Below are 24,772 nucleotides of genomic sequence, written 5' to 3'. Positions count from 1 at the left end.
CCTCGCGGATCCGGTCTGTTCAGCTGGAACGCGGCGGCGGCACCGCGCCCCGCCGCCCGAGCGCGCCCTGGGTGAGCTCCCAGAGCGCGTGGTAGACAGTGGTCTGAGCCTCCTGGATGCGGTGCACCGAGGTCGACGGCACCACGAACAGGTGGTCGATCGTGCCCAGTTCGGCCATCTGGCCGCCGTCGTAACCGGCCAGCCCGACGGTGATCATGCCGCGCCTGTCCGCCTCCTGGAAGCCGGCGATGAGGTTGCGGGAGTTGCCGCTCGTCGACAGCCCGAACGCGATGTCCCCGGCGCGGCCCGACGCGGCGAGCTGACGGGAGAACACCACCTCGAACCCGATGTCGTTCGACAGCGCCGTGACCACCGCGACGTCGGCGGTCAGCGCGAAAGCGGGAAGCGGCCTGGCGGGCTCGCCCGAGCCGAGCGGCCCAGGATTGAGGAACAGGGCGGCCACGTCCTGGGCGTCGGTGGAGCTGCCCCCGTTGCCGAAGGCGAACAGCCGCGCCCCTCGGTCGAAGGCGGCGGCCATGGCCTGCGCGCAGGCGGCCATCCGCGCGCCGTCGCGTTCGAGGACGCTCTGGCGCAGGGCGACGATCTCGGCGGCCTTGCCGGCCGTGGACTGCCGCACCATGGTCAGCACGGCGTCCAGGTCCGTCCCGCCGGAGTACAGGAACGGGTACAGCGACTCCATCGGCTCACTCACGTCGCTCCCCCTCCCCGCCCCCTCTGGCCGACTACGGCGATGGCCTCCTTGGCGTGCACCAGAACCGTGTCGCCGACCCGGGCCTCCACCAGGGCCACGCTCACCTCTTCCGCGCCTCGCCCCGTGTCGACCAGGGCCAGGCCGTCTTCCAGCAGCCTGACGACCCTCACCCGCACCGCCTCGTCGGAGCAGGTGACGCACACCTCCTCGCGGCAGACGCTCTCGCCGGAGTTCATGCGACCACCTGGGGATCGAGCACGCCCGGCTGCTCGAAGAACACGTGCACCAGCTCCCACAGGATGTGGTAGGCGGTGACGTGCACCTCCTTGACGACCCGGGGATCGTCGGAAGGGGCGATCAGCACGTGGTCGACCGACGGGCTGCGGGCGATCTCGCCGCCGTCGCCGCCGACCAGGGCCAGCGTCAGCAGGCCGAGCTCCTTGGCCGTCTCCAGCGCCCTGAGCACGTTCACGCAGCGTCCGAACGGCGAGACGCCCAGCGCCATGTCACCGGGCGCCGCCAGGTGCCTGAGCTGGTGGGCGAAGACCTCGTCGAACCCCGCCGCGGCGCCGATCCCGGTGATCGTGGCCACGTCGCCGGTCAGCGAGAACGAGGGCAGGGCCCGCTTGCCCACGATCACCGGATGGACGAACTCGACCGAGATGTGCTGGGCGTCCGTGGCCGCCTCGCCGTTGCCGAAGACGATGAGCCTGCCGCCGCCGTGGAATCGCGTCGCCATGGCGTGGCAGGCACGCGCCACCTTCTCGGCCTGCTCGGCGAGGCCACGAGCGGGTTCCACACGGCGTGCGAAGATCTCCGAAACGGAGGCCAGGACCGTCTGGTCCATAGTGGACCACTTCCCCAGATTGTTCCCCTGATTGCGCGTCTCTTGCTCCCCGTGCTGCAAGGTCCCTTCACCGACGGTACGCCCAGGCGAGACGGGCAAAAGAAAACAGATGTCGGGAATATTGCAAAGTCGGGATTTATCGTTAAAAGTCGGTGTCGAGCTGCGGGAACGCCGGAGCCGCCACTCCGAGCCGCACCGCCGGCAGGAGCCGTGAACGCCGCCAGTGGATCTCGCTCGCCTGTTCGAGCTACGCTGCGCGGTGTGGATGGGGTGGAACCGCTGCGGATGCCGCCACTGGTCCTGTACATGGACAAGACCCCGGCGTTCCTGCTGGCCTGGAGACGCGCGACCCTCGACGGCCGGCCCGGCTGGGAGGCACGGCTGGCCGTACCGCAGACGATCGTCGACGTCCGCGGCGAGCAGGTACACGGCCTGGCCTCCAAGTGGGCGCCCACCGAGCTGGTCCGCTCACTGCCGACGGCCGACTACGGCATGGTGCCGCGCCCGCCGCAGGGCCAGGACGAGGTGACGCCGCTGCGCATGCCGCCCCTGGTGCTGTGGGACTCGGCGCCGGCGTTCCTGCTGGCCTGGCAGCGGCACGAGGTCGACGGCCGCACGGCGTGGGAGGGCCGCATCGCGCTGCTGCGCCCCTGGGCCCGGCCGGACGGCGCCGTCCCCCAGCTGGTCCACCGGAACGTCGGGGCCGGGAGCCTGACCCGGCTGCCCGAGGCCGACTACAGCGCGGTGCCCCGCCTGCCCGCGCCGGACGGCGGCTGAACCGCCGAGTGCCCGCGCTCACCTGGCCCAGGCGAGAACTGTCGGGAGCGCGTGATGGACTGGCCGCCATGGAGCATTCCCGATTCCTCGACTGCCTCGCGGCCGACTTCGCCCGCCTGCGCGCCGTGGCGCGGATCGACCTCGCCGCGGCGGTGCCGAGCTGTCCCGGCTGGACCGTCGCCGACCTGGCCCGCCACGTCGGCGAGGTGTATCTGCACAAGAGCGCGGCCATGCGCGAGGGCGTCGAGCCCGAGCAGGGGTGGCCGCCGAAGGAGCTGGCCGACGAGGAGCCGCTGGCCCTGCTCGACCGGGCCTACGCCGAGCTGCGGGGGGAGTTCGCCGCCCGCAGGCCGGAGGACCCGGCCGGCTCCTGGTATGCCCCCGACCAGACCGTCGGCTTCTGGATCCGGCGGATGGCGCACGAGACGGTCGTCCACCGCATCGACGCCGAGCTCGGCACCGGGCAGCCGGTCGCGCCGATCCCGGACGACCTCGCCGCCGACGGCGTCGACGAGCTGCTCAAGGTCTTCGTGGCCTACGGCGTCGCCGAGTGGGGCGACTACTTCGCCGACATCCTGGCGGCTTCACCGGGCCGGACCTACACGGTGCGCGCCGACGGCGCGGCGTGGCGGGTGCGGACCGGCCCGGGGCTGTTCGCCGTCGAGGACGGCGCCGGCGACGGCGCGGCCGACGTGACCGTGAGCGGCCCGCCGGCCGCCGTGCTGCGCTGGGTGTGGAACCGGGAGAGCCCCGGCGAGCCGAGCGGCGTGACGGTCGAGGGCGCCCCGGAGGCGGTGGAGGAGCTGCGGCGCTGCATCGTCACCGCGACGCAGTAGGGACCGCCTGTGGGGCCGTCACGTCATGGATTGCCCTGTGCCTGCCGGCGGCCGAACTCGATGAACGGCGTGCGGTCGAACACGAACCGGTTGTAGACGATCTTCCCGTCGCGGACCGTGACGCACTCGGCCGCTGGCGCGCTCTTGGCCGTCCTCGTCTCCGTGTCGTAGACGAGGACGGCCGTGCTGTCGTCCCCGAACACGGTGATCATGTCGGCCCTGACGAGCAACTGCTCGGCGAAGGGCGCGAGGAAGTCCCGGTACGCCTGGATGCCCGCGATCCGTCCCGCCGGCGCGAACTGCTGCTGCACTGCTACCGCCTGCTGGGCTCGCTGACCGACGCCGAGGACGTCCTGCAGGAGACGCTGCTGGCGGCCTGGCGCGGCCTGGACGGCTTCGAGGGCCGCGCCTCCGTGCGGTCGTGGCTGTACCGCATCGCCACCAACCGTTGCCTGAACGCGCTGCGCGACCGCGGCCGTCGCCAAGGGGCTGCTGCGGCAGGCGCGGGCCTCGCTCGGCCGGCACCGCGGCGACGTCCACGCCAGGCCGCCCGCACCGGAGTCGGCGCAGGAGCGCCGCCTGGCGCGCGGGGCGAATCCTGCGGCTGCGTCCGACACGTGCGAACGGGCAGCCGGCGTTCGTCTGCCACCTCGCCGACACCCCCGACGCTGCCGACACAGCCGAACGGCCCGCCGGGTTGATCGTGCTCACGCTCAGCGGCGACCGCCTTCTCGGCATGACCCGGTTCCTGGACAACCGGATCCCGCGCTTCTTCCCGCCGTCTTAGGCGGACTCGCGGATCACCAGCTCGTTCGGCATGATCACCGATTCCGCCGGCCCGCCTTCGAACAGGCCCAGCAGCAGCCGGACCGTGGCGACGGCCTGGTCGGCCATGGGGCTGCGGACCGTGGTCAGCGGCGGGGCGGTGTAGGAGGCGGCCTCGATGTCGTCGAAGCCGACCACGGCCACGTCGTCGGGCACCCGGCGGCCCGCCTCGCGCAGGGTGCGCAGCGCGCCGACGGCCATGAGGTCGTTGGCCGCGAACACCGCGTCCAGCTCCGGATCGTCCTCGAGCAGCTGGCGCATGGCCTCGGCGCCGGACACGCGCGTGAAGTCGCCGATGGCCACGATGGAGCGGCGGCCGGTGTCGCGAAGGGTCTCGCGGTAGCCCGCCAGCCGCTCCTGCGAGGCGATCATGTCGAGCGGCCCCGAGATGGTGGCGACCCGTCGCCTGCCCCGCTCGAGCAGGTACCGCACGGCCTTGCGGGCGCCTCCGACGTTGTCGTTCTCGACGTACGGCACGCCGCCCCGCTCCGAGTGGGCGGTCTTGCCGCACGACACCACCGGCACGTCCATGCGGGCCAGCGCGGCGGGCAGCGGATCGGCGCCGTGCATCGACACCAGCATGACGCCGTCGACGTGCCCCGCGGCGACGTACTGCTCGACGCGCAGGCGGCTGTGGTCGGACCCCGCGAGCATGAGCACGACCTGCTTGCCGGCCGCCTCCAGCTCCCTGCTGGCGGCGCGCACCACCGCGGAGAACATCGGGTCGTCGGAGGTGAGACCCTGGGGCGGGTCGGACACGACCACCGCGACGGCGTTGGTGCGGCGGGTGGCCAGGTTGCGGGCCGCGGCGTTGGGCACGTAGCCCAGCTCGCGCACGGCCTTGAGCACCACCTCCCGGATCTCGGGCGCGACCGTGGGCTCGCCGTTGATCACCCGGGAGACGCTCGACCTGGACACCCCGGCCCGTGCGGCCACCGCCTCCAGCGTGGGTCGTTTCATGCAAGTCCGTTCCGCTCGATGACCCCGCGATACCACAGCGCGCTGTCCTTCGGCAGCCTGCGTTGGGTGGCGTAGTCCACGTGCACGATGCCGAACCGCCTGCGGTACCCCTCTGCCCACTCGAAATTGTCCAACAGCGACCACACGAGATAGCCGCGCAGGTCCGCCCCACCCGCGATGGCCGCGTGCGCGGCCCGCAGGTGCCCGTCGAGGTAGGCGAGGCGTTCGGGGTCGTGGACGCGCCCGTCCACCACGACGTCGTCGAACGCCGCGCCGTTCTCGGTGACCAGGAGGCCGACGCCGGAGTAGTCGCGCGAGAGCCGTACCAGCAGCCGGGTCAGCCCGTCGGGGGCGATGGGCCAGCCCATGGCGGTGGTCGGCCCGCCGGGGTCGACGAAGGCGATGCCCTCGCTGCCGGGCCAGGCGGGGTCGGCGGGCTGGCCGGGGCGTGAGGCGACGTAGCAGGGGTTGTAGTAGTTGACGCCGACGAGGTCGAGGGGCTGGTTGATCAGCGCCAGGTCGCCGTCGCGGACGTGCCCGAGCCCGGCGACGCGCTCCACGACCTCCAGCAGGTCCGGCGGATAGGAACCGCGCAGGGCGGGGTCGAGGAACTGGCGGTTGAGCAGGATGTCGGCGCGGGCGGCGGCCTCCTCGTCGCCGATCACCGGAGCCAGGTTCAGCGTCAGCGCGATCTCGCCCGCGCCGGCCGTACGCAGGAGAGAGGCCGCCAGGCCGTGGCCGAGCAGCAGGTGGTGGGCGGCGCGCAGCGCGTCGGCGGGGTCGGTGCGGCCGGGGGCGTGCACGCCGTTGCCGTAGCCGAGGAAGGCCGCCACCCACGGCTCGTTCACCGTGATCCACGTTCGCACCCGGTCGCCCAGGCGGCCGTGGACGAGCGCGGCGTAGTCGGCGAAGCGGTGGGCGGTGTCGCGGCTGGGCCAGCCGCCGTGGTCCTCGAGCGGCTGGGGGAGGTCCCAGTGGTACAGCGTGGCGTAGGGCGCGATGCCGGCGGCCAGCAGCCTGTCGACGAGCCGGTCGTAGAAGTCCAGGCCGCGCGGGTTGGCCGGGCCGGATCCGTCGGGCTGGACGCGCGGCCAGGACACCGAGAACCGGTAGGCGCCGAGCCCCAGCTCCCGCATCAGGGCCACGTCCTGCGCGTAGCGGTGGTAGTGGTCGCAGGCCACGTCGCCGGTGTGGCCGCCGGCCACGCGGCCCGGCGTGCGGCAGAAGGTGTCCCAGATGGACGGGCCGCGCCCGTCCTCTCGGGCGGCGCCCTCGATCTGGTAGGCGGCGGTGGCGGCGCCCCAGACGAAACCGTCGGGGAAGACCGGCGTCCGCCCCCGGGCCTCGACGTCGGCGATGGTCATCCCTTGATCGCTCCTTGCATGATTCCTCCGATGATCTGCTTGCCGAGCAGGGCGAAGACCGCGACCAGGGGCAGGGTGCCCAGCGCGGTCCCGGCCAGGCTCAGCGCGTAGTCGCTGACGTAGCCCGCGGCCAGCGTGGACAGCGCGACCTGGACGGTGGGGTTCTCCGGGGTGAGCACGACGAGCGGCCAGAAGTAGTCGTTCCACGCCGCCATGAACGTCAGCATGCCCAGCACGGCCGCGGCGGGCCGGGCCACGGGCAGCACGACGTGCCAGAACAGGCCCCAGGTGGTGCAGCCGTCCACGCGGCCGGCCTCCAGCAGCTCGGTGGGCAGCGCGCGCGAGAGGAACTGGGTCATGAAGAACACGCCGAAGGCGTTGACCAGGGCGGGGACGATCAGGGCGTAGAGGGTGCCGGTCCACTCCAGCTTCACCATCAGCAGGTACAGCGGGATGATGCCGAGCTGGGTGGGCACCATCATGGTCGCCACGGTGAGCAGCAGCAGCGCGTTGCGGCCGCGGAAGGGCAGCTTGGCGAAGGCGAACCCGGCCAGCGTGGAGAAGAACATCACCGCGAGCGCGATCGACCCGGCCACGATGAGGGAGTTGACCAGCGCCAGCGCGAAGGGGACGGTGTCGAAGACCCGGGCGACGTTGGCGAGGAAGTTGCCGCCGGGGATCAGCGGCGGCGGCACCTCCGCCAGCGCCGCGTTGTCGCGGGAGGCCACGACCACGCTGTAGTAGAGCGGCAGCGCCGAGAAGAACGCCACCGCGACCAGGGTGAGGTACGTCAGCCGCCGCGTCATGTGAGACTCCCCTTGGCCCGCCGCGTGAGCAGGTAGTTGACGCCCACGGCCACGACGATGAAGACGAACATCATCCACGACACGGCCGACGCGTATCCGAAGTCCAGCCGGGTGAAGTGCTCGTAGATGAACAGGGACAGGGTCTGGTACTGCCGGTCCGGCCCGCCGGTCACGCTGTAGGTGCCGAACAGCAGCGGCTCGGCCAGCACCTGCATCGCGCCGATGGTGGAGGTGACGACGACGAACACGATGGTCGGGCGGATCATCGGAATCGTGATCCTGCGGAGCTGGGTGAGGGAGGAGGCGCCGTCGAGGGTGGCCGCCTCGTACAGCTCCCGCGGTACGGCCTGCATCGCGGCCAGGAAGATCAGCGCGTTGTAGCCGGTCCACCGCCACATGATCATGATGGAGATCGCGACGTGGGAGCTGGCCACGCCCTCGTTCCAGGCGATCGGCTCCATCCCGAGCAGGCCCAGCACCCAGTTGATCAGCCCGTAGTCCCGGCCGAACAGCTGGCTGAAGATCACGACCACCGCGACCACGCTGGTGACGTTGGGCAGCAGCAGCGTGACGCGGAAGAAGGTCCGCGCGCGCAGCGGCCGGTTCAGCAGGTGCGCCAGCCAGATCGCCAGCAGCAGCTGGGGGACCGTGGACAGGACGCCGATGGACAGGGTGTTGACGGTGGCGTTCCAGAAGTACTCGTCCGACAGGAGGGTGGCGTAGTTGCCGGCGCCGACGAACCGGTGCTCGTCGGACAGCAGCGTCCACTCGTGCAGGCTGACGAAGGCCGTGTAGACCAGCGGGAACAGGCCGAAGGCGGAGAACAGCAGGAAGAAGGGGGCGACGTAGGCGTACGGCGACGCCTTCACGTCGAGGGTGTGCACCAGGTGCCGCCGCATCCTGTGGCGGCGCTGCCGGACGGCGGCGGGTCTGTCGGGGGCGCGGATGGCCATGGAGGACCTTTCTCGGCGGGCAGGGCCGCCCCGGCGCGATGCGAGGGCGGCGCTTGAGGGCGGGGACCGGGCGCCGGCCCGGCTGGTCCCGGGCCGGCGCGCCGCGGCGGGCTACTTGATCCGCTCGAGATCCTTCAGCGCCTGCTCCCAGGCCGCCTCGGGCGCCTGCTTGCCCTGCTCGACCCGCTGCAGCGCGTTGCCGAACGCGGTCAGCACGTCTCCCGCCTTCGGCCCGACGTGCTGGGGCCTGAGCGCCTTGGCGGCGTCGGTGAAGATCTTGCCGGTGGGCGCGTCGTTGAAGAACGGGTTCTTGAAGCCCGTGATCGCCGGGTCGTCGTAGAGGGCCGGGATCGACGGCAGCGCGCCCGCCTCGGTGAACAGCCTCAGCTGGGTCTCCTTGCGGGTGAGCAGGTCGATCAGCTCGGCCGCCTCCTTGGGGTGCTTGCCCTGCTTGGGCAGCATCAGGTGCGTCCCGCCCTGGTTGCCGCCTCCGCCGCCGGGCACGGCCGCGACGTCCCACTTGCCGGCCGTGGTCGGCGCGGCGTCCTTGATGCTGCCGGTCTTCCACGACGGGCAGATGACGGTCGCGAAGCTGCCTTTGGTCAGCCCGGTGTTCCACGGCGGGCTGAAGGCGGCCAGCTTGGCCGACAGCCCGGCCTGGATCATCCGCACCGACAGGTCGAAGGCCTTCTTCACGTCGGGGTTGGTCGCGGCGACGAGGTTGTTCCGCTCGTCGTAGTAGCCGACCGGGGCCTGGTCGACCATGGCGCGGAAGTTCTCGCCCGGGCCGTCGAACCACGCGGCGCCCGGCACCTTGGCGGCCATGAACCTCTTGCCGGCCTCCAGGTAGGCCTCCCAGGTGGGCCAGAGCTCGGACACCTCCTCGCGGTCGGTGGGCAGCCCGGCCTTCTTGAACAGGTCGGTGCGGTAGCACATGGCCAGGCCGCCGACGTCGGTGCCGAGCCCGAGCAGCCTGGCTCCGTCGGGCGAGAGGCCCTGCTTCCACTTCCAGTCCAGGTAGTCGGCCTGCCGCCGGGCGAGGCCGTACTGGTTGAGGTCGTGGAACCGATCCGCCATCGGGGTGAAGGTGGCGATGTATCCGGCCTCGACGGCGACGACGTCCGCCGCGCCGGAGCCGGTGGCCAGCTGGGTGGTCAGGTTCCTGTGGTGGTCGTTGAACTGGGCGCGCCGCTCCACGATCTCCACGTTCGGGTGGGTCTTCTTGAACTCCTCATACAGCGGTGCGAAGTGGAAGTCGCTGAACAGCGCCACGGTCAGCGTGATCTTCTCGGCCGGCGCGCCCGAGGCCGCCTGCTTGGATCCTTCGGCGCCGCCGCACGCGGCCACGCCCGTCGCCAGGACGGCCGCCAGGACCGGGGCGACCACCCGGGGGCGAAGCTTGCCCATCGAACCCTCCTTGGGCTCTAAATGATCATGGAGGGAGCGCTCCCTGAGAAGGGTCTGTGCGGGGTGCGTTCGGTGTCAAGACACGCCTTGGTAACGGAGAGTCCTGTGAGCCTCGATCTGGAGAACGTTCTCCAGAGGATAAGTCGCCTAAATTCGCCTCTTGTGAGAGCGCTCTCCCATACTCTATGGTTACGAGCAGGTGACGCGAGGGTCTTGACAGGGCATCGACCAGGGGTCACGCTCTGGGCACTCAGGGAGCGCTCCCTCAGCCGTCTCCACCCCCGAGGAGCCGAAAGTGCGTCCATCCCGTCCCCCAGGCGCGCCACGCTCGGCGTTATCCGCGTTACTCGCCACGGTTCTCGCGCTGGCGAGCTGCTGGCTCGCCGCCGCCCCGGCCGGAGCCGCCGACGCCCTGCTCTCCCAGGGCAAGCCCGTCACCGCCTCGTCTTCGGAGAGCGCCGCGCTCGCGCCCGCCGCCGCCGTCGACGGCGACCCCGGCACGCGCTGGTCCAGCCAGTTCTCCGACCCCCAGTGGATCCAGGTCGACCTGGGCGCCGCCTCGTCCATCACCCAGGTGGTGCTGCGCTGGGAGGCCGCCCACGCCTCGGCCTTCCAGATCCAGGTCTCCGCCGACGCCTCGGCGTGGACCACGATCTACTCCACCACGACCGGCACGGGCGGCACCCAGACCCTCACCGTGTCCGGCACCGGCCGCTATGTGCGCATGTACGGCACGGCCCGCGCCACGCCGTACGGCTACTCGCTGTGGGAGTTCCAGGTGTACGGCACGCCCGGATCGTCCGGATGCGGCACGGCGAACGCCGCCCAGGGACGCCCGGCGACCGCCTCATCGTCCGAGAGCGCGGCACACGGACCGGACCGGGCCGTCGATGGCGACCCGGGAACCCGCTGGTCGAGCCAGTTCTCCGATCCCCAGTGGCTGCGCGTGGACCTCGGATCCGCCAAGATCGTCTGCGCCGTGACCCTGTCCTGGGAGGCCGCCTATGCCTCGGCCTTCCAGATCCAGGTCTCCGCCGACGCCTCGGCGTGGACCACGATCTACTCCACTACGACCGGCACGGGCGGCACCCAGACCCTCACCGTGTCCGGCACCGGCCGCTACGTGCGGATGTACGGCACGGCCCGCGCCACGCCGTACGGCTACTCGCTGTGGGAGTTCGCCGTCCACACCACCGGCTCCGGCCAGGACGAGCCCACCCTGCTGTCGTACGGCAGGCCGGGTGTCGCCTCCAGCTCCCAGCACGACTCCAACTGCTGGGAATGCACCCCGGCCAGGGCCTTCGACCGCGACCCCGCCACCCGCTGGGCGACCAGCTCCACCACCGGCTGGACCGACCCGGGCTGGATCTACGTCGACCTGGGCGCGCCCGCGCGGATCACCCAGGTCGTGCTGCAGTGGGATCCCGCCTACGCCAGGTCCTTCCAGATCCAGGTCTCCGACAACGCCTCGGCCTGGACCCCGATCTACTCCACCACGTCGGGGACCGGGTTCAAGCAGACCCTGAACGTGACGGGCAGCGGCCGCTACGTGCGCATGTACGGCACCGAGCGGGCCACGCCCTACGGCTACTCACTGTGGGAGTTCCAGGTGTACGGAACGGGAGGCGACCCCATCACGCCCCCGCCCCTCCCCGCCGATCCCGCCGACCCGCCGAGGCTGGTGTGGAGCGACGAGTTCGACGGCCCGGCCGGCGCTAAGCCCGACCCCGCCAAGTGGACCGCCGACCCCGGCACCGGGCCCAACAACGAGCTGGAGTACTACACCGATCACGACAACGCCTGGATGGACGGCGACGGCTTCCTGGTGCTGGAGGCGCGCAAGCAGGCCACGCCCGGCTCCACCTGCCCGGCCGACCCGCTCACCGGGAGCACCACGTGCCAGTACACCTCGGCGCGGATGAACACCGGCAACAAGTTCCACTTCACCTACGGCCGGGTCGAGGCGCGCATCAAGGTGCCCAAGGGCAACGGCCTGTGGCCGGCGTTCTGGATGATGGGCGCCGACTTCCTCACCGGGCGGCCGTGGCCGTACAACGGCGAGATCGACATCATGGAGATCCTCGGCAGGGACGTGAAGACGGCCTACTCCACGATCCACGCGCCCGCCTACCACGGCGGCGGCGGCATCGGCTCGCCGTACACGCTGCCCGGCAACGCGGACTTCTCCGACGACTTCCACGTCTGGGCGGCCACGTGGAACAGCAGGGGCATCACCTACACGCTGGACGGCCGGACGGTCTTCACCGTCGACAAGGAGCAGGTCGAGCGGACCCGCGGCCCGTGGGTCTTCGACCACCCCTTCTACATCATCCTCAACCTCGCGGTCGGGGGCGACTGGCCCGGCCCGCCGGACGCCGGCACGCCGTTCCCGGCCCGGATGCTGGTCGACTACGTGCGCGTCTACCAGTGATCAGGTCCCGGCCCGCCTGGCGGTCAGGAGGTCAGGAGGTCAGGAGGTCGCCGTGGGCGACGGGGTCGGCGCGGGGGAGGAGCTCGGCGGCTGGACGGGCTGGTGGTCGCGGTGCCAGCGGCCGGGCCTGCCGTGCCGGCCCCGCTCCTCGCGCATGGACGCGTCGCGGATCGCGAGGGCGGTGGCCGTGCCGCCGTCCACCTTCGCCCGGACCAGGACCTTCTGCCCGGCCTTGATCGCGTCGATGCCCGTGCTGCCCCGGTTGATCCGGGTGTCGGCGGTGACCGCGTACTCCTTGGTGTAGCCGTCCTCACTCCTGACCGTGACCGAGTCCTGGTCGACGGCCGTGACGTCGCCGTACTGGGTGGCGACGGTGACGTACCCGCCCTGGCCGTCGGGCACGACGAACTCGCCGTGGAGAGCCGGGCCGCCGAAGCCCAGCCGGTGGCCCCGGCCCCAGCCCCGCACCCTGTCGGAAGGCGGTTCGGACGGGCTCGGTGACGCGGTGTCACCCGCCGTGGGAGCCGGGGACGGCGAGGGCGAGAGCGCCGCCGCGGTGGCGACGCCGGCGCCCGTGAGCAAGGCGAGCGCGGTGGCGGCGGTGATCAGCAGGGAGCGGGGGAAGCGGCGCCTGGGCGGCTCGTTCGCCAGCGTTTCCGCGGTGCTGAATCCGTCCGGCCCAGGGGTCATCGTGCTTCCTCCCGATGGCTAGAGGGGGACAAGCCACGGCTATACAGCGACGTATACAGGGACAACAGTGCACCAGGTTTCTTAAAACCGCCGTAAATGCGGCTCGTGTGCCGGCGTGCACCGTCTGATACCGCTTCGGACGGCCACTGGGTGGCGGCGGGCCGATCGCCTAGGGTTGATCGCATGCGTGTGGTGGTCATCGGCGCCAGCGGTCACATCGGGACCTACCTGGTTCCCCGGCTGGTCGGCGCCGGGCACGACGTCGTCGCGGTCAGCCGGGGCAGGCGGGAGCCGTACCGGCAGCATGGGGCCTGGCGGCAGGTCACCACGGTGGTGGCGGACCGCGAGGGCGAGGAGGCCGAGGGCAGGTTCGGCAGGCGGATCGCCGAGCTGGAGCCCGACGCGGTCATCGACCTGATCTGCTTCCAGGAGTCCAGCGCCGAGCAGCTCGCCACGGCGCTGGCGGGACGGGTGCGGCACTTCCTGCACTGCGGCACGATCTGGGTGCACGGGCCGACCGCCTGCGCTCCGACGACGGAGGACCGGCCCCGGCGGCCGATCGGCGAGTACGGCAGGCGCAAGGCGGCCATCGAGGCGTACCTGCTGGACCGGGCCCGTCGCGACGGTTTTCCCGCGACGGTCGTCCACCCCGGTCACATCACCGGTCCCGGGTGGGTGCCGATCAACCCGGCGGGGAACCTCAACCCGGCCGTCTTCCAGGCGCTGGCCGACGGGGCCGAGGTGACGCTGCCGAACCTCGGCATGGAGATGGTCCAGCACGTCCACGCCGACGACGTGGCCCGCCTGTTCATGGACGCGCTGGCCAACCCGTCGGTGTCGGTGGGGGAGAGCTTCCACTCGGTGGCGGCCACGGCGCTGACGCTGCGCGGCTACGCCGAGGCGGTGGCCGGGTGGTTCGGGCGGACGGCGAAGCTGGCCTTCCTGCCGTGGGAGCGGTGGCGGGAGACGGTCTCGGAGGAGGACGCCCGGATCACCTACGACCACCTGGCGCACAGCCCGTACTGCAGCATGGAGAAGGCGGCGCGGCTGCTGGGGCACCGGCCGCGTCACACCTCGCTGGAGGCGGTGGCCGAGGCCGTGGACTGGCTGGTGGGGGCGGGCGTCATCACCCGATGACGGTCCGGCCGCGCCGGCTGCCTCACGGTCAGCCGAGCGCGGCCCGGGCGAGATCACGGCACTCCTCCAGCGTCAGCCCGGCGAGCGCCTCCCGCACGGCCGGCACGGAGGTCGCCGACATGGACAGGCTGGTGACCCCCAGGCCCACCAGGATCGGCGCCAGCGTGGGGTCGCCGGCGGCCTCCCCACAGACGCCGACGGGCTTGCCCGCCGCCGCGCCGGCGCGGGCGCACTCGGCCACGAGCCGCAGCAGGGCGGGCTGGCGGGGATCGAGCAGGTCGGCCAGGCCCGGATGCTGCCGGTCGGCGGCGAAGGCGTACTGCCCCAGGTCGTTGGTGCCGACGCTGAGGAAGTCGACGTGCTCCAGCAGCCGGTCGGCCATCAGCGCCGCGGCCGGCACCTCCACCATCACGCCGACCCGGCGCAGCCCCTTGGCGCGGGCCGCCGCCGCGAAGGCCGCCGCCTCCTGCCACGTGGTGACCATGGGCGCCATGACCCAGACGTCCGCCGTGGCGGTCTCGGCCGCCCGCGCGATGGCCTCCAGCTGCGTGTCCAGTACGGCGGGCCGTACCCGGTCCACCCGCAGCCCGCGGATGCCCAGGGCGGGGTTGGGCTCGCCGGGCAGGCCGAGGAACGGCAGGGGCTTGTCGGTGCCCGCGTCGAGCGTCCGCACGACCACCTTGGGGCACCGGGCGAAGACCTCGGCGTAGGCGGCCGCCTGCTCCTCCAGCGACGGCTCGGTGCGCCGGTCGAGGAAGAGGAACTCGGTGCGGAACAGTCCCACGCCTTCGCTGTCGCCGGAGTCCGCACAGAAGTCGAGGTCGGCGGCCGAGCCGATGTTCAGCATCAGCGGCACCGGATGGCCGTCGGCGGTGCGGCCGGGTCCCCGGCCGGCCCGCAGCCTGGCCCGCTCCTCGCGGTGGGCGGCCTGGACGGACGCCACCTCGGCGGGGGTCAGCCCGGTCCGCAGCAGGCCGGCGGCGCCGTCGACCGACACCAGCTCCTCCTCGGCGAGCGACAGCGCGCCGGCGCAGGCCACGATCGCGGGGATGCCGCGCGCCCTGGCCAGGATCGCGGTGTGGCTGGTGGGGCCGCCCTTCTCGGTGACGATCGCCACGACCGACTCATCCAGCGTGGCGGTGTCGGCCGGGGAGAGGTCCTCGGCGACGAGCACGAAGGGGCGGCCGGGCGCGGGGATGCCCGGCATGGGCAGGCCGAGGGCGGCGGCCACGGCGCGGTTGCGAAGGTCGTCCAGGTCGGCGGCCCGTTCGGCGAAGTACCCGCCGAGCTCGGCGAGCGCCTGCCGGTGCCGGGCGAAGGCGGCGTCGAGCGCGTGCGCGGCGTCCAGCCCTTCGGCCGCCAGCCGTTCGGCCTCCTCCCTCAGCATGGGGTCGGCGGCCATCATGGCCTGCGCCTGGAGGATCTCGGCCGCCGGTCCTGAGGCGGCGCCGGCCCGGCGGTCGAGCTCGGCGGCGACGGCCTCCAGCGCCTCGCCCACGGACCTGACGACCACCGGCGAGGCGGGCAGCGCGGGCGGCCCCGCCATGCGGCAGACGGGCCCCGCGACGCGGCCCGGGCTCACCCCGATGCCGGTCAGCTCACTCATCGAGGTCCCTCGACAGGAGCGCCGCCAGCGCGTCGAGCGCCTCCGCCGCGCCGTCGCCCTCGGCCGAGAGCGTCACCATCGTGCCCTGGACCGCGCCGAGCGACAGCACCCCGAGCATGCTGGTGGCGGGCACGGGCCTGCGGCCGTCGACCCGGATCTGGACGGGCACCCCGAGGCGGGCGGCCTCCTGGACGAAGAGCTTGGCGGGCCGGGCGTGCAGGCCGGTACGCGAGGCGACGGCCACGGTGCGTTCAGGCATGACCTGCCTCCTGAGAGGGCTCGATGGTGACCTTGATGGCGACGCCGCGGGCGACCAGGTCGAGGGCGTCCAGGACGCGGTCCAGCGGAAGCCGGTGGGTGATGAGGTCCGCGACGGGCACCGCGCCGCCGGCGATCAGGTCGAGGGCGGCCGCGTTGTGCTCGGGCGAGGAGCCGTTCGCGCCGACGACCGTGAGCTCGCGGTAGTGGATGAGGTTGGAGTCGCAGCGGATGTAGGGGTTGTCCTTGGGCAGCCCGCCGAAGAAGCTGACGCGCCCGCGCCTGGCGGCCATCTCCAGCGCCTGCTCCTGGGCCGCTCCCGAGGCCGCCGCCGTGATCACCACGTCGGCGCCCCGGCCGCCGGTCAGCTTGCCCACCTGGTCCACCACGTCCACGGAGATCGCCTCGTCGGGATGCACCAGCGCCGCGCTCTGCGCCAGCCGGTCGGCGTTGACGTCGACGAGGAAGACCCGGCCGGCGCCGCGGGCGCGCGCCAGCCGTACGTGGAGGCACCCGATCGGGCCCGCGCCCATGACGACCACGTCGTCGCCTTCGGCGACCCCGGCCAGCTCCTGCCCGTTGATGACGCAGGCCAGCGGCTCGGCCATGGACGCCTCGGCGAAGGAGACGTTGTCCGGTATGCGGTTGACGCCGCCCACCTCCACCACCTTGTCGGGGATCGCCATGTACTCGGCGAAGCCGCCGTCGTAGTGGTAGCCCATCGACTCCTGGTTCGGGCAGACGGTCATCCGGCCGCGCCGGCACTCCCCGCACCGGCCGCACGGGATCGCGGCGATGACCTGCACGCGCTCGCCCGTGCCGACGACCTCCCCGGCGATCTCGTGCCCCATCACCCTGGGGGGCCTGATGTGGTGGTGGCCGTGCCGGAAGATCTTGTAGTCGGTGCCGCAGGTCGAGCAGTTGCGCACCCTGATGACGAGGTCGCCCCGCGGCGGCGGCGCCTCCTCGATCCTGATGTCGCCGGGGGCGTAGAACCGGGCGACCTTCATGTCAGCTCCTTGATGACGGTGTCGACGTCGGTGGCCTCGCGCAGCGCGCGGGCACGCTCGGGGTCGAGCAGGATCTCGGCGAGCTGCGCCAGCAGCGCCACGTGGCCGTCGCCGCGCGCGGCGATGCCCACGCACACGGTGACCCGCTCGCCGTCCCAGTCCAGCCCCTCGGGGAAGCGCACGACGCAGATCGCGTCACGCAGCACGTGCTCGCGGGAGACGCCGTGCGGGATCGCCACGCCCTCGCCGACGTAGGTGGAGATGGAACGTTCTCTTTCCAGCATGGCCTGGATGTACGGCTCGGCGACGGCGCCGGTCTCGACCAGCACGCGGCCGCAGCGGCGGATGGCCTCCTCCCGGTCGGCCGCCCTCTCGTGCAGCAGCACGGCCCGCCTGTCGAGGACGTCAAGCACCGACGGTCCCGCCCTTCTTGATCGTTTCCACAAGCCTGGTCACCGCCGGGTCGCCCAGGAAGACCTGGAAGGGCACGACGAGCTTGCCCGGGGCGGCGGCCTGGGCGCGCGTGGCCAGGCCCGCATGGGTGAGCACCACGTCGGCGTCGGCCGGGATCTGGTTGACCGGCGTGTGCACCACCTCGACGCCGGTGCCCTTGAGCTGCTTGCGCAGCTGGGTGGCGAGCATGACGCTGCTCCCCATGCCCGCGTCGCAGGCCACGATGACCTTGCGGATGTCCTTGCCGTCCATGCTCATGCCTCCGCCTTGCTGGGAGCGTCCTGCTTGCCGATCTCCGCGGGCTGCCCGGCGCCGTCCGCCTCGGCGGGCGGCTGCTCGGCGGCGCCCTCCTCCGCGGCCTTCCGCTCCCCGCGGCCGAAGCCGAGCAGGACCGAGGCCACGAGGAAGGAGACGGCCGCTGAGACCACGACGCCGAGGATGACGCCGAACAGGCCGCCCCTCGGGGTCACCGCCAGGTAGGCGAAGATGCTGCCCGGCGAGGGGGTGGCGACCAGGCCCGCGCCGGTGGCCATGAAGGTGAACACCCCGGCCGCGCCGCCCGCGATGACCGCCACGATCAGGCGCGGCTTCATCAGCACGTACGGGAAGTAGATCTCGTGGATGCCGCCGAAGAACTGGATGACGATCGCGGCGGGCACGCTGGGGCGCAGCAGCCTGGGCCCGAAGAACAGGTAGGCCAGCAGCAGCCCCAGACCCGGGCCGGGATTGCTCTCCAGCATGAACAGGATGGACTGGCCGGTCCTGGCCGCCTCCGCCACGCCGAGCGGGCCGAGCACGCCGTGGTTGATCGCGTTGTTGAGGAACAACACCTTGGCCGGTTCGATCAGCAGAGAGGCCAGCGGCAGCAGGTTGTGCGTGATCAGCCAGGAGACCGCGTCCCCCGCGGCCGTGGTGACGACCCGGACGACCGGCCCGATGCCCAGGACGCCCGCGACCGCCATGGCGCCGCCCACGATGCCGGCGGTGAAGTTGTCCACCAGCATCTCGAAGCCCGCCTTGGTCCGCTCCTCGGCGAACCTGTCGACGTGCTTGAGGATGAAAGCCGCCAGCGGGCCGACGATCATCGCGCCCAGGAACATCGGGACGTCCGAGCCGACCACGACGCCCATGGTGGCGACCGCGCCCACCACCGCGCCGCGCTGGCCGTGCACCATCCGGCCGCCGGTATAGCCGATGAGGATGGGCAGCAGGTTGGTGATGATCGGGCCGACGAGCTCGGCCAGCTCCTTGTTGGGCAGCCAGCCGGTGGGGATGAACAGCGCGGTGATCAGGCCCCAGGCGATGAACGCGCCGATGTTCGGCATGATCATGCCGGCCAGGTGGCCGCCGATGCGCTGGATGGTGGCCTTGACGCCGGTCCCCTGGACCGGCGGTGTGTAGGTGTCGGCCATCGTGGTGCTCCTTTGGAGGGTCTTTCAGGGGGGTGCCTTCATGGGCTGGCTTTGAGAGGGGCTGGCTTTCAGGGTTGGCTTTCAGGGTTGGCTTTCAGGGTTGGAGGGGCAGGTCGGGATCGGGCGGGCCGACGCGGGCGTGGCCGCGGCGGATGTCCCCCGGACCGGGCATGCGGCTGCCGGGCAGCTCGACCGCCGCCGCGCTCCAGGCCAGCGCCTCGGCGAGGGCGGCCGGGCCCCACGCCCCCGCCGCGAGGAAGCCGGCCAGGAGCGCGTCTCCCGCGCCGACCGCGCTGCGCGGCTCGGTGACGGGGGCTTCGCCGTACCAGACGCCGTCCTCCTGGACCAGGAGCGCGCCGTCGCGGCCGAGGCTGGCCAGTACCGTCCGCGCGCCGGCGGCGCGCAGCTTCTCTGCCGCCTCCACCACGTCGCCCAGCCGGTACAGCTGCCTGCCGGTCGCCTCGGCCAGCTCCTCCCGATTGGGTTTGATCAGGGCGGGGCCCGCCGCCAGCGCGCATTCGAGAGCCGGGCCGCTGGTGTCGACCGCGACCAGGATCCCGGCCGCCGAGAAGCGCCGCGTCAGCATGGCGTAGACGTCGGCGGGCACGCCCGGTGGGAGGCTGCCCGAGGCGACCAGCCAGTCGGCCGAATGCGCCGCGCCCAGCACGGCTTCGGCGATCCGCTCCAGCTCCTCCGCGCTCAGCGCCGTCCCCGGCTCGTTGATCTTCGTGATCGTGCCGTCCGGCTCCGCGAGCGTGATGTTGGAACGTGTGGGCCCCTGGACGGGCACGGTGACCATGTCCAGCCCGGCCGCGCCGAGCAGCGAGATCAGCCGGTGGCCCTGGTCGCCGCCGTACGGCACGACCGCGCACGAGGCGACGCCGTTGGCCAGCAGCGCGCGGGAGACGTTCACGCCCTTGCCGCCCGGCTCCAGCCGGGCCGCCCCGGCGCGGATGACGGCGCCGCGCTCCAGCGAGTCGACCTCGATCGTGCGGTCCAGGCTCGGGTTGAGCGTCAGGGTGAGGATCACGCCCGGATCACCTCCGGCCCGGCCGCCGAGATCTGGCCGGCGAGCGCGGGGTCCAGGCCCGTGTCCGTGATCACCACGTCGATCTCGTCGAGCGTCGCGAACGTCGCCAGGTAGGTGCTGGTGAACTTGGTGTGGTCGGCCAGCAGCACGCTGCGCTCGGCCGCCTTGACCATGGCCCGCTTGATCGCGGCCTCGGCCGGGTCGGGCGTGGTGAGCCCGGCGGCCACGCTGCAGCCGTTGGTGGCCATGAACGCCACGTCCACGTGCAGCCGGGCGAGCGGCTCCAGGGCCCAGTCGTCCACCGTGGCCAGCGTGCGGCCCCGCACCCGGCCGCCGAGCATGATGACGGTCAGGTTCGGCCGGGTGGCCAGCGCGGTGGCCAGCGGCGGGGAGTTCACGATCACGGTGAGCTCGCGGTCGGTCGGCATGATGCGGACCAGCCGTCCCGTCGTGGTCCCCGCGTCGATGATCACCGAGCCGTCGTCGGGGAGCTCGGCGAGCGCGGCCTTGGCGATGCGTTCCTTCTCCGCGGTCATCACCTCGTCGCGGGCGGCCAGCCCGGGCTCGAAGCCCAGCCGCTCCACCGGGATGGCCCCGCCGTGGACGCGGCGCAGCACACCCGCACGCTCCAAGACGGTCAGGTCGCGCCGGATGGTCTCCGTCGTGACCTCGAGCTCCTGTGCCAGGCGCACGACGTCCACCCGGCCCGCCGTCCGTGCCCGGCGGAGGATCTCCTGCTGCCGCTCCTCGGCGTACATGATGTTGTTTCACCGCCGTTTCAGTTGGATGTTCCTCCGTTTCTATCCGTTTATGTGGAAATGTCAAGAGGTTGGCGGTGTTGCGGGCGTCCAAAACGGTTTGAAGCCGGTGCGTGAGGAGTGGCAGCGTGCTCTCCATGGCCCGGCTCCACGATGTCGTGTTCGACTGCGCGCGCCCCGCGTCGCTGGCCCGCTTCTGGGCCGCGGCGCTCGAGGGCTACGAGGTGGCCCCCCTACGACGAGGCTGAACTGGAACGCCTGCGCGCCGAGGGGATCGACGACCCCGAAGACGATCCGACCGTGCTGGTCGAGGGGCCCTCCGGGCGCCCACGGCTGTGGTTCCAGCGCGTGCCGGAGGCCAAGACGGTCAAGAACAGGGTTCACCTCGACCTTCGGAGCGACGATCTCGAGGCCGAGGTGAGGCGCCTGGTCGAGCTGGGCGCGCGAGAGCTGGCCCGCCACGAGGACTGGGTGGTGCTCGCCGATCCGGAGGGCAACGAGTTCTGCCTGCAGCCGGCGCTCTGAGACCGGTCCGAAGGGATTCAGCGGATGACCCGGCCCCGGTGGATGACGCGCGCGGGCCGGTCCAGGACGGCGAGGTCGGTGCGCGGGTCCCGGTCGTAGGCGACCAGGTCGGCCGGGGCGTCGTGGCCGAGCCCGGGGAAGCCGAGGAAGGACCGCGCCGTCCAGCTGGCCGCGCCGATCGCCGCCGCGGCGGGCATCGGGGCGGCCGCCAGATGGCGCACCTCGCCGGCCACCCGGCCGTGCGGCAGCTCGGGCGTCCCGTAGCTGTCGGTCCCGGCCAGCACCGTCACGCCGGCCTCGTGCGCGGCCGACACCAGCGGCCCCAGGCGGGCGTGGACGGCCCGGAACCACGCGCGGAACCGATCGGAGCCCGAGGCGCGGGCGACCTGCTCGAAGGTCTCCCAGACGGTGAACGTGGGCACCAGGGCGGTGCGCCGGCGGGCCATCCGGTCCAGCAGTGCCGGGTCGAGGCCCAGGCCGTGTTCGAGGCTGTCCACGCCGGCCTCGACCGCGGCCCGGGCGCCGTGTTCTGTCTGCGCGTGTACGGCGACGCGGCCCCCGACGGCGTGCACCCGCCGGGTCAGCTCGGCGAGCAGGCCGGCGGGGAGCGGCGGCGCCTCCAGCCCCTCCTCGCCGACCACCCAGTCCGCGTAGACCTTGCACCAGCCCCCGGACGCACGCGCCTCCTCCACCGCCGCGTCCGCCAGCTCGTCCGCGCCGACGTGCCGGGCCCAGCCGTCGTAGAACATGCCGGGCAGGCCCAGCCAGCGACCGGCCGAGACGACGCGCGGCTGGTCGGGCTCCGTGCCGAACCACGCGGGGAGCCGGCCTGCCGAACCGGGCACGCGCAGCAGCGTCACCCCGGCCGCCAGGTGCTTGCGGCCGTGCCGCCGCAGCAGCGCCGGGTCGAGCGGGTCGCCCGGACGCAGGGCGCCCGGGTGGGTGTGCGCGTCCACGAGCCCAGGCAGCAGCCAGCCGCCGTCCACGACCGTGGTCGCGCCGGGCAGCGGCTCGCGCGTCAGCCTGCCGTTCGCGATCCAGAACTCGGCCCACTCCTCCGAAGGCAGCACGACGCCTCGCACGCGCAGCCGCTCCTGGGGACGGCCGTCCGCCGGGTACGTCTCGTTCGCCGTGCTCATGAGCTCTCCTGCGGAATGCTCCCCCGCGAGCCCTGTGCCGATGCGCGCTAGGGTGTCCCGGCATGGGCGTACTCGTCGACTACTTCACCGCCGACTCCGAGCAGGCCGCCCGGCGGGCGCTGTCCGGCGGGCCGCATGCCGCGCGCCTGCCGTACGTCGACTGCAAGGGGTGGATCGACGAGCCGGACACGCTGGCCGCCGAGCTGAGCGGACGCGACCTCAGCGAGTTCGGCGACAGCGAGATGCTGGCGGAGGACGAGGCGTCGGCCGTGGAGCGGCTGGCGCCGCAGACCGTGGCCGCGCTCGCCGCCGTGGACGACGCGCGGCTGCGCGAGTACGCCGAGGAGGAACTGCTCGACGAGCTGGAGCTCGAACGCATCACGGCGCTGCGGGATCTGGCCCGCGAGGCCGTACGGCTCGGCCAGGGGATGTATCGCTGGACGTGCGTCTGAACGCCTCGAACAGCTCCTCGCGGAGCGCGGGCGGCAGCCTCCTGCCCATGTCCCGCGGGCTCACCAGCGCATGGTCGTCGTTGTCCTTCAGGGCCATGCCCGCGAGGAACTCCAGGCTGAAGCGGGCCTCCTCGCGGTGGCGCGGATCCGGCCAGCGCTCCACCACGGGCAGCACCGCACGCGCCCGCTCGCCGATCCGGTCGAGGAGCGCATAGCCGGGCAGGCCGGGGAAGCGCTGGGCGTGCAGGTCGATGTGCCGGAAGGCGACGCCCTGGAGCTCGGCGCCGGTGAAGTCGTTGCCGGTGAACTCGTTGCGATCCCGGCCCAGCGCGGCCTCGTCGCGCTGGGCCGGGCGGCCCCAGAAGTTGATGTCACGCACCCGGCCGAGGAAGACGCAGTCGACGAACTCGGCTTCCAAGGTGGCCGTCTGGCCCCTCAGCCGGGACCGGTCGAACACGCACCTGTCGAACCGGACGTTGCCGAAGAAGGTGAACGGCGGGAAGCGGGTGCGCCGGAACACGCAGTCGCGGAAGACCGACCGCGGCCAGCCGGCGCGGTCCCGTGGGCCTTCGCCGCACATGTCGCCCATCGCCAGCCGGTCGAACGCCGTGCCGGTGAAGTCGCACCGGTCGAAGACGCTGTCGTAGACGCGGAACTCGGCGAACCGGATTCCGGAGAAGCCGACGTTCGCCAGCCGCGCCCGCTCGAAGAACACGCTCGACACTCCGGCGGGCAGCTCGAAGCGGCGGTCTCGAAGCTCTCCCCGGGCGATCCACGCCTCCTGCCACTCATGCGGGCTCGGCCGGAGGCTGAACGGCTCGAAGGCGCCTTGGGCCGGTGCGGGATCACGCATGGACGGAGTCTCGCAGACCGCCCCGACAAACTCCCCACCGGTCGCGGTCAGCGGCTCAGGCTGGCGACCAGGTTGATGGCGAGCGCGACGATGACCGTGCCGAAGAGGTAGGACAGCAGGGCCTGACGGAGCACCGCCGCCCGGAACGCCGAGGTGCGCAGCTCCGTGTCGGAGACCTGGAACGTCATGCCGACGGTGAAGGCCAGATAGGCGAAGTCGGTGAACCGCGGCTGGGCGCCGGGCGTGCTGTCGTGGAAGTCCACGCCGCCGTCGCGGCCCGAGTAGTACAGCCGCGCGTACCGCAACGTGAAGATGGTGTGGATCACCGCCCACGAGACGATCACGCTGCCCGCGGCCAGCCCGACATGCAGCACGGTCGCGGGCACCGTGTCCATGTCGGCCTGGACGAGCACGTAGCCGACGGCCGCCAGGCTGGCCACCGAGGCGACGAGCAGCGCCAGATCGGCGGCCGCCCGGGTGAGGTCCTCCCGCGCCGCGTCGGCGGCGGTCTCGGCCCCGTCGAGCCGGGCGATCCGCCACCAGGTGGCGAGCAGGAACGTCACCGCCGCGACGTCCCAGCCGATCAGCGGCACGTACGGCAACGGCACCGCCGCCGCGGCGAGGACCGCGGCCAGCAGCCCGCTCGCTCCGGCGGTCAGCACGGTCCGCCGCGCCGAGACTCCGTCCGGCCCTGATGCTCGCTTCGGCCGCATGACGAACTCGCCCCACCCATCGGTTCCGCCGACCCCGTCCAGCCTAGCCCGGGCCGGATCTGGAAATCCTGTCGTGTCGCATCCGCGTCGTCGGATATCGTGTCGGCTGTTCGCCGCGATTCCAGCGTGGCGAACTCCGTCAGCCTTGCCGGCGGCACGGGTCGAATCCTCGTCGGTTATCGCTCTCCAAAAAGCGGGGACCCGGGTTCGAATCCCGGCATCGCCCTCGGGCGGTGTGGTGCAGCGGCCCAGCACTCCATGGCCGGCAGGTAGCCCCACATCCGTGCCGCCGCCAGGGCTGACGGAAGCGAGGCCGGTTTAAAGTCCCCCTCATTCTCCCGGCGTCACGGCGGCGTCCGCGAAAAGTCATCCGCGAAAAATCCGTCGTGCCGTCCCCGTGCTTTTCGCTATGGTTCCAGCTGTTCACCGGCGCCGCCGTACGGCATCGCAGTACGGCAATGCGGCACGGTGGACAGCCGTCAGTCCCGCCGGTGGCGCGGGTCGAATCCGGTCGGTTATCACGGGTTCGATTCCTGTCGGCCGCTCTCCATGCGGCCGATGCCCGGTTGGCGGGCACCCGGCCGGTACCCCACATCCGCGCCGCCGGCGGGGCTGACGGACCCGCTCGCCCCACATCCGCCCTGCCCTCGGGCGGGTCGAACCACGGGAGGCCCACCGATGCCGCGTGACCCGCTCGCCGGCGTGTCGACGGTCGCCACGCCGCAGGACCAGCCCCTTCCCGGCCGCGCCGACCAGGTGCGGAACGCGGCCGGCGGCTACCAAAATGCGGGCCAGTGCTCCGGCCTTCAGGCCGGGGG

General features: G+C 72.5%; 29 protein-coding genes. 8 read left to right on the top strand and 21 right to left on the bottom strand.

The window, feature by feature from the left end:
• Positions 1-19 precede the first annotated feature (19 nt).
• Genes BSB02_RS11170 through BSB02_RS11160 form a run of 3 tightly spaced genes read right to left on the bottom strand, consistent with a single transcriptional unit; the run spans position 20 to position 1,559 of the window.
• On the bottom strand, positions 20-712 hold the full coding sequence (locus tag BSB02_RS11170) for a D-sedoheptulose-7-phosphate isomerase (protein ID WP_169729383.1): 693 nt from the start codon (positions 710-712) through the stop codon (positions 20-22).
• On the bottom strand, positions 709-948 hold the full coding sequence (locus BSB02_RS11165) for a HypC/HybG/HupF family hydrogenase formation chaperone (protein WP_084958679.1): 240 nt from the start codon (positions 946-948) through the stop codon (positions 709-711). Before BSB02_RS11165 ends, BSB02_RS11170 begins: the two co-directional genes overlap by 4 nt.
• Entirely contained in the window at positions 945-1,559 is a 615-nt protein-coding gene (locus BSB02_RS11160) for a D-sedoheptulose-7-phosphate isomerase (RefSeq protein WP_084958678.1), read from the bottom strand. The genes BSB02_RS11165 and BSB02_RS11160 overlap by 4 nt, the downstream gene beginning before the upstream one ends.
• 261 nt (positions 1,560-1,820) lie before the next feature.
• On the opposite strand from BSB02_RS11160, the gene BSB02_RS11155 reads away from it, so the two are divergent.
• The gene (locus tag BSB02_RS11155) at positions 1,821-2,336 is read left to right on the top strand and encodes a hypothetical protein (protein ID WP_143590482.1); all 516 of its coding nucleotides are present in this window, start codon (positions 1,821-1,823) and stop codon (positions 2,334-2,336) included.
• A 68-nt stretch (positions 2,337-2,404) separates the two neighbouring features.
• Positions 2,405-3,172 carry a maleylpyruvate isomerase family mycothiol-dependent enzyme gene (locus BSB02_RS11150; RefSeq protein ID WP_084958676.1) on the top strand — a complete coding sequence of 256 codons (768 nt, stop codon included), beginning with the start codon at positions 2,405-2,407 and terminating at the stop codon, positions 3,170-3,172.
• Between the two features lie 23 nt (positions 3,173-3,195).
• Here the strand turns inward: BSB02_RS11150 and BSB02_RS41070 are convergent, their stop codons facing one another.
• Positions 3,196-3,483: a nuclear transport factor 2 family protein gene (locus BSB02_RS41070; RefSeq protein WP_169729381.1), complete on the bottom strand. Its 288-nt coding sequence runs from the start codon at positions 3,481-3,483 to the stop codon at positions 3,196-3,198.
• Between BSB02_RS41070 and BSB02_RS43455 the strand changes: the two genes are divergently transcribed.
• Positions 3,403-3,873: a sigma factor gene (locus tag BSB02_RS43455; protein WP_206184639.1), complete on the top strand. Its 471-nt coding sequence runs from the start codon at positions 3,403-3,405 to the stop codon at positions 3,871-3,873. The genes BSB02_RS41070 and BSB02_RS43455 overlap by 81 nt on opposite strands.
• Positions 3,874-3,955: 82 nt before the next feature.
• On the opposite strand, the gene BSB02_RS11140 is transcribed toward BSB02_RS43455, so the two are convergent.
• The 5 genes from BSB02_RS11140 to BSB02_RS11120 form a co-directional block, all read right to left on the bottom strand.
• Entirely contained in the window at positions 3,956-4,957 is a 1,002-nt protein-coding gene (locus BSB02_RS11140; RefSeq protein ID WP_084958675.1) for a LacI family DNA-binding transcriptional regulator, read from the bottom strand.
• Positions 4,954-6,321: a GH1 family beta-glucosidase gene (locus BSB02_RS11135; RefSeq protein ID WP_084958674.1), complete on the bottom strand. Its 1,368-nt coding sequence runs from the start codon at positions 6,319-6,321 to the stop codon at positions 4,954-4,956. The genes BSB02_RS11140 and BSB02_RS11135 overlap by 4 nt, the downstream gene beginning before the upstream one ends.
• The gene (locus BSB02_RS11130) at positions 6,318-7,127 is read right to left on the bottom strand and encodes a carbohydrate ABC transporter permease (protein WP_084958673.1); all 810 of its coding nucleotides are present in this window, start codon (positions 7,125-7,127) and stop codon (positions 6,318-6,320) included. The genes BSB02_RS11135 and BSB02_RS11130 overlap by 4 nt, the downstream gene beginning before the upstream one ends.
• A complete protein-coding gene (locus BSB02_RS11125) occupies positions 7,124-8,080 on the bottom strand; it encodes a carbohydrate ABC transporter permease (RefSeq protein ID WP_084958672.1) in 957 nt (318 codons plus the stop codon). Before BSB02_RS11125 ends, BSB02_RS11130 begins: the two co-directional genes overlap by 4 nt.
• 111 nt (positions 8,081-8,191) lie before the next feature.
• Complete coding sequence (locus tag BSB02_RS11120; protein WP_084958671.1) at positions 8,192-9,487, bottom strand: ABC transporter substrate-binding protein; 1,296 nt, start codon at positions 9,485-9,487, stop codon at positions 8,192-8,194.
• 295 nt (positions 9,488-9,782) lie between these two features.
• On the opposite strand from BSB02_RS11120, the gene BSB02_RS11115 reads away from it, so the two are divergent.
• On the top strand, positions 9,783-11,918 hold the full coding sequence (locus BSB02_RS11115; protein WP_084958670.1) for a discoidin domain-containing protein: 2,136 nt from the start codon (positions 9,783-9,785) through the stop codon (positions 11,916-11,918).
• Positions 11,919-11,957: 39 nt separating this feature from the next.
• Here the strand turns inward: BSB02_RS11115 and BSB02_RS11110 are convergent, their stop codons facing one another.
• The gene (locus BSB02_RS11110; protein ID WP_084958669.1) at positions 11,958-12,608 is read right to left on the bottom strand and encodes a hypothetical protein; all 651 of its coding nucleotides are present in this window, start codon (positions 12,606-12,608) and stop codon (positions 11,958-11,960) included.
• Between the two features lie 183 nt (positions 12,609-12,791).
• Here BSB02_RS11110 and BSB02_RS11105 point away from each other — a divergent pair, with 183 nt between their 5' ends.
• On the top strand, positions 12,792-13,745 hold the full coding sequence (locus BSB02_RS11105; RefSeq protein ID WP_084958668.1) for an NAD-dependent epimerase/dehydratase family protein: 954 nt from the start codon (positions 12,792-12,794) through the stop codon (positions 13,743-13,745).
• A 28-nt stretch (positions 13,746-13,773) separates the two neighbouring features.
• On the opposite strand, the gene ptsP is transcribed toward BSB02_RS11105, so the two are convergent.
• The 8 genes from ptsP to BSB02_RS11065 form a co-directional block, all read right to left on the bottom strand.
• Positions 13,774-15,351 carry a phosphoenolpyruvate--protein phosphotransferase gene (ptsP, locus tag BSB02_RS11100; protein ID WP_084958667.1) on the bottom strand — a complete coding sequence of 526 codons (1,578 nt, stop codon included), beginning with the start codon at positions 15,349-15,351 and terminating at the stop codon, positions 13,774-13,776.
• Entirely contained in the window at positions 15,344-15,610 is a 267-nt protein-coding gene (locus BSB02_RS11095; protein WP_084958666.1) for an HPr family phosphocarrier protein, read from the bottom strand. Before BSB02_RS11095 ends, ptsP begins: the two co-directional genes overlap by 8 nt.
• Positions 15,603-16,619 (bottom strand): zinc-dependent dehydrogenase, encoded by a 1,017-nt coding sequence (locus tag BSB02_RS11090; protein ID WP_084958665.1) that lies wholly within the window; start codon positions 16,617-16,619, stop codon positions 15,603-15,605. The genes BSB02_RS11095 and BSB02_RS11090 overlap by 8 nt, the downstream gene beginning before the upstream one ends.
• Positions 16,616-17,032 carry a PTS mannitol transporter subunit IIA gene (locus tag BSB02_RS11085; RefSeq protein ID WP_084958664.1) on the bottom strand — a complete coding sequence of 139 codons (417 nt, stop codon included), beginning with the start codon at positions 17,030-17,032 and terminating at the stop codon, positions 16,616-16,618. Before BSB02_RS11085 ends, BSB02_RS11090 begins: the two co-directional genes overlap by 4 nt.
• Positions 17,025-17,330, bottom strand: coding sequence for a PTS lactose transporter subunit IIB (locus BSB02_RS11080; RefSeq protein WP_084958663.1), 306 nt, complete (start codon positions 17,328-17,330; stop codon positions 17,025-17,027). Before BSB02_RS11080 ends, BSB02_RS11085 begins: the two co-directional genes overlap by 8 nt.
• Positions 17,327-18,484 (bottom strand): mannitol-specific PTS transporter subunit IIC, encoded by a 1,158-nt coding sequence (gene mtlA / locus BSB02_RS11075; protein WP_084958662.1) that lies wholly within the window; start codon positions 18,482-18,484, stop codon positions 17,327-17,329. The genes BSB02_RS11080 and mtlA overlap by 4 nt, the downstream gene beginning before the upstream one ends.
• A gap of 94 nt (positions 18,485-18,578) precedes the next feature.
• A complete protein-coding gene (gene pfkB / locus BSB02_RS11070) occupies positions 18,579-19,514 on the bottom strand; it encodes a 1-phosphofructokinase (RefSeq protein WP_084958661.1) in 936 nt (311 codons plus the stop codon).
• Positions 19,511-20,272: a DeoR/GlpR family DNA-binding transcription regulator gene (locus BSB02_RS11065; RefSeq protein WP_084958660.1), complete on the bottom strand. Its 762-nt coding sequence runs from the start codon at positions 20,270-20,272 to the stop codon at positions 19,511-19,513. The genes pfkB and BSB02_RS11065 overlap by 4 nt, the downstream gene beginning before the upstream one ends.
• A gap of 113 nt (positions 20,273-20,385) precedes the next feature.
• On the opposite strand from BSB02_RS11065, the gene BSB02_RS43450 reads away from it, so the two are divergent.
• Positions 20,386-20,520 (top strand): VOC family protein, encoded by a 135-nt coding sequence (locus tag BSB02_RS43450; RefSeq protein ID WP_276206319.1) that lies wholly within the window; start codon positions 20,386-20,388, stop codon positions 20,518-20,520.
• Between the two features lie 52 nt (positions 20,521-20,572).
• Positions 20,573-20,797, top strand: a complete 225-nt coding sequence (locus BSB02_RS43445) for a VOC family protein (RefSeq protein ID WP_420855842.1) — start codon at positions 20,573-20,575, stop codon at positions 20,795-20,797.
• A 17-nt stretch (positions 20,798-20,814) separates the two neighbouring features.
• On the opposite strand, the gene BSB02_RS11055 is transcribed toward BSB02_RS43445, so the two are convergent.
• Positions 20,815-21,936 (bottom strand): amidohydrolase family protein, encoded by a 1,122-nt coding sequence (locus BSB02_RS11055; protein WP_143590480.1) that lies wholly within the window; start codon positions 21,934-21,936, stop codon positions 20,815-20,817.
• Between the two features lie 62 nt (positions 21,937-21,998).
• Here BSB02_RS11055 and BSB02_RS11050 point away from each other — a divergent pair, with 62 nt between their 5' ends.
• Positions 21,999-22,388 carry a hypothetical protein gene (locus BSB02_RS11050; RefSeq protein ID WP_084958659.1) on the top strand — a complete coding sequence of 130 codons (390 nt, stop codon included), beginning with the start codon at positions 21,999-22,001 and terminating at the stop codon, positions 22,386-22,388.
• Here BSB02_RS11050 and BSB02_RS11045 read toward each other — a convergent pair.
• Both BSB02_RS11045 and BSB02_RS11040 read right to left on the bottom strand, forming a co-directional pair.
• Positions 22,315-23,241, bottom strand: a complete 927-nt coding sequence (locus BSB02_RS11045) for a pentapeptide repeat-containing protein (RefSeq protein ID WP_084958658.1) — start codon at positions 23,239-23,241, stop codon at positions 22,315-22,317. The two genes, BSB02_RS11050 and BSB02_RS11045, sit on opposite strands and share 74 nt — an antisense overlap.
• A 47-nt stretch (positions 23,242-23,288) precedes the next feature.
• Positions 23,289-23,954 (bottom strand): DUF1345 domain-containing protein, encoded by a 666-nt coding sequence (locus tag BSB02_RS11040; RefSeq protein WP_084958657.1) that lies wholly within the window; start codon positions 23,952-23,954, stop codon positions 23,289-23,291.
• Positions 23,955-24,772 lie beyond the last annotated feature (818 nt).

Origin of the sequence: Thermoactinospora rubra, from assembly GCF_002093975.1 — a bacterium.
GTDB lineage: Bacteria > Actinomycetota > Actinomycetes > Streptosporangiales > Streptosporangiaceae > Nonomuraea > Nonomuraea rubra_A.
This window is presented reverse-complemented; position numbering and strand designations above follow the sequence as displayed.

Excerpts from the sequence above, each read along its gene's own strand:
- mtlA (WP_084958662.1), bottom strand. The coding sequence starts at position 18,484 with ATGGCCGACACCTACACACCGCCGGTCCAGGGGACCGGCGTCAAGGCC.
- BSB02_RS11105 (WP_084958668.1), top strand. The coding sequence starts at position 12,792 with ATGCGTGTGGTGGTCATCGGCGCCAGCGGTCACATCGGGACCTACCTG.
- BSB02_RS11135 (WP_084958674.1), bottom strand. The coding sequence starts at position 6,321 with ATGACCATCGCCGACGTCGAGGCCCGGGGGCGGACGCCGGTCTTCCCC.
- BSB02_RS11045 (WP_084958658.1), bottom strand. The coding sequence starts at position 23,241 with ATGCGTGATCCCGCACCGGCCCAAGGCGCCTTCGAGCCGTTCAGCCTC.
- ptsP (WP_084958667.1), bottom strand. The coding sequence starts at position 15,351 with ATGAGTGAGCTGACCGGCATCGGGGTGAGCCCGGGCCGCGTCGCGGGG.
- BSB02_RS11160 (WP_084958678.1), bottom strand. The coding sequence starts at position 1,559 with ATGGACCAGACGGTCCTGGCCTCCGTTTCGGAGATCTTCGCACGCCGT.
- BSB02_RS11125 (WP_084958672.1), bottom strand. The coding sequence starts at position 8,080 with ATGGCCATCCGCGCCCCCGACAGACCCGCCGCCGTCCGGCAGCGCCGC.
- BSB02_RS11040 (WP_084958657.1), bottom strand. The coding sequence starts at position 23,954 with ATGCGGCCGAAGCGAGCATCAGGGCCGGACGGAGTCTCGGCGCGGCGG.
- BSB02_RS11120 (WP_084958671.1), bottom strand. The coding sequence starts at position 9,487 with ATGGGCAAGCTTCGCCCCCGGGTGGTCGCCCCGGTCCTGGCGGCCGTC.
- BSB02_RS11095 (WP_084958666.1), bottom strand. The coding sequence starts at position 15,610 with ATGCCTGAACGCACCGTGGCCGTCGCCTCGCGTACCGGCCTGCACGCC.
- BSB02_RS11055 (WP_143590480.1), bottom strand. The coding sequence starts at position 21,936 with ATGAGCACGGCGAACGAGACGTACCCGGCGGACGGCCGTCCCCAGGAG.
- BSB02_RS11130 (WP_084958673.1), bottom strand. The coding sequence starts at position 7,127 with ATGACGCGGCGGCTGACGTACCTCACCCTGGTCGCGGTGGCGTTCTTC.
- BSB02_RS11050 (WP_084958659.1), top strand. The coding sequence starts at position 21,999 with ATGGGCGTACTCGTCGACTACTTCACCGCCGACTCCGAGCAGGCCGCC.
- BSB02_RS11080 (WP_084958663.1), bottom strand. The coding sequence starts at position 17,330 with ATGAGCATGGACGGCAAGGACATCCGCAAGGTCATCGTGGCCTGCGAC.
- BSB02_RS11065 (WP_084958660.1), bottom strand. The coding sequence starts at position 20,272 with ATGTACGCCGAGGAGCGGCAGCAGGAGATCCTCCGCCGGGCACGGACG.
- BSB02_RS11090 (WP_084958665.1), bottom strand. The coding sequence starts at position 16,619 with ATGAAGGTCGCCCGGTTCTACGCCCCCGGCGACATCAGGATCGAGGAG.
- BSB02_RS11140 (WP_084958675.1), bottom strand. The coding sequence starts at position 4,957 with ATGAAACGACCCACGCTGGAGGCGGTGGCCGCACGGGCCGGGGTGTCC.
- BSB02_RS11150 (WP_084958676.1), top strand. The coding sequence starts at position 2,405 with ATGGAGCATTCCCGATTCCTCGACTGCCTCGCGGCCGACTTCGCCCGC.
- BSB02_RS11110 (WP_084958669.1), bottom strand. The coding sequence starts at position 12,608 with ATGACCCCTGGGCCGGACGGATTCAGCACCGCGGAAACGCTGGCGAAC.
- BSB02_RS11165 (WP_084958679.1), bottom strand. The coding sequence starts at position 948 with ATGAACTCCGGCGAGAGCGTCTGCCGCGAGGAGGTGTGCGTCACCTGC.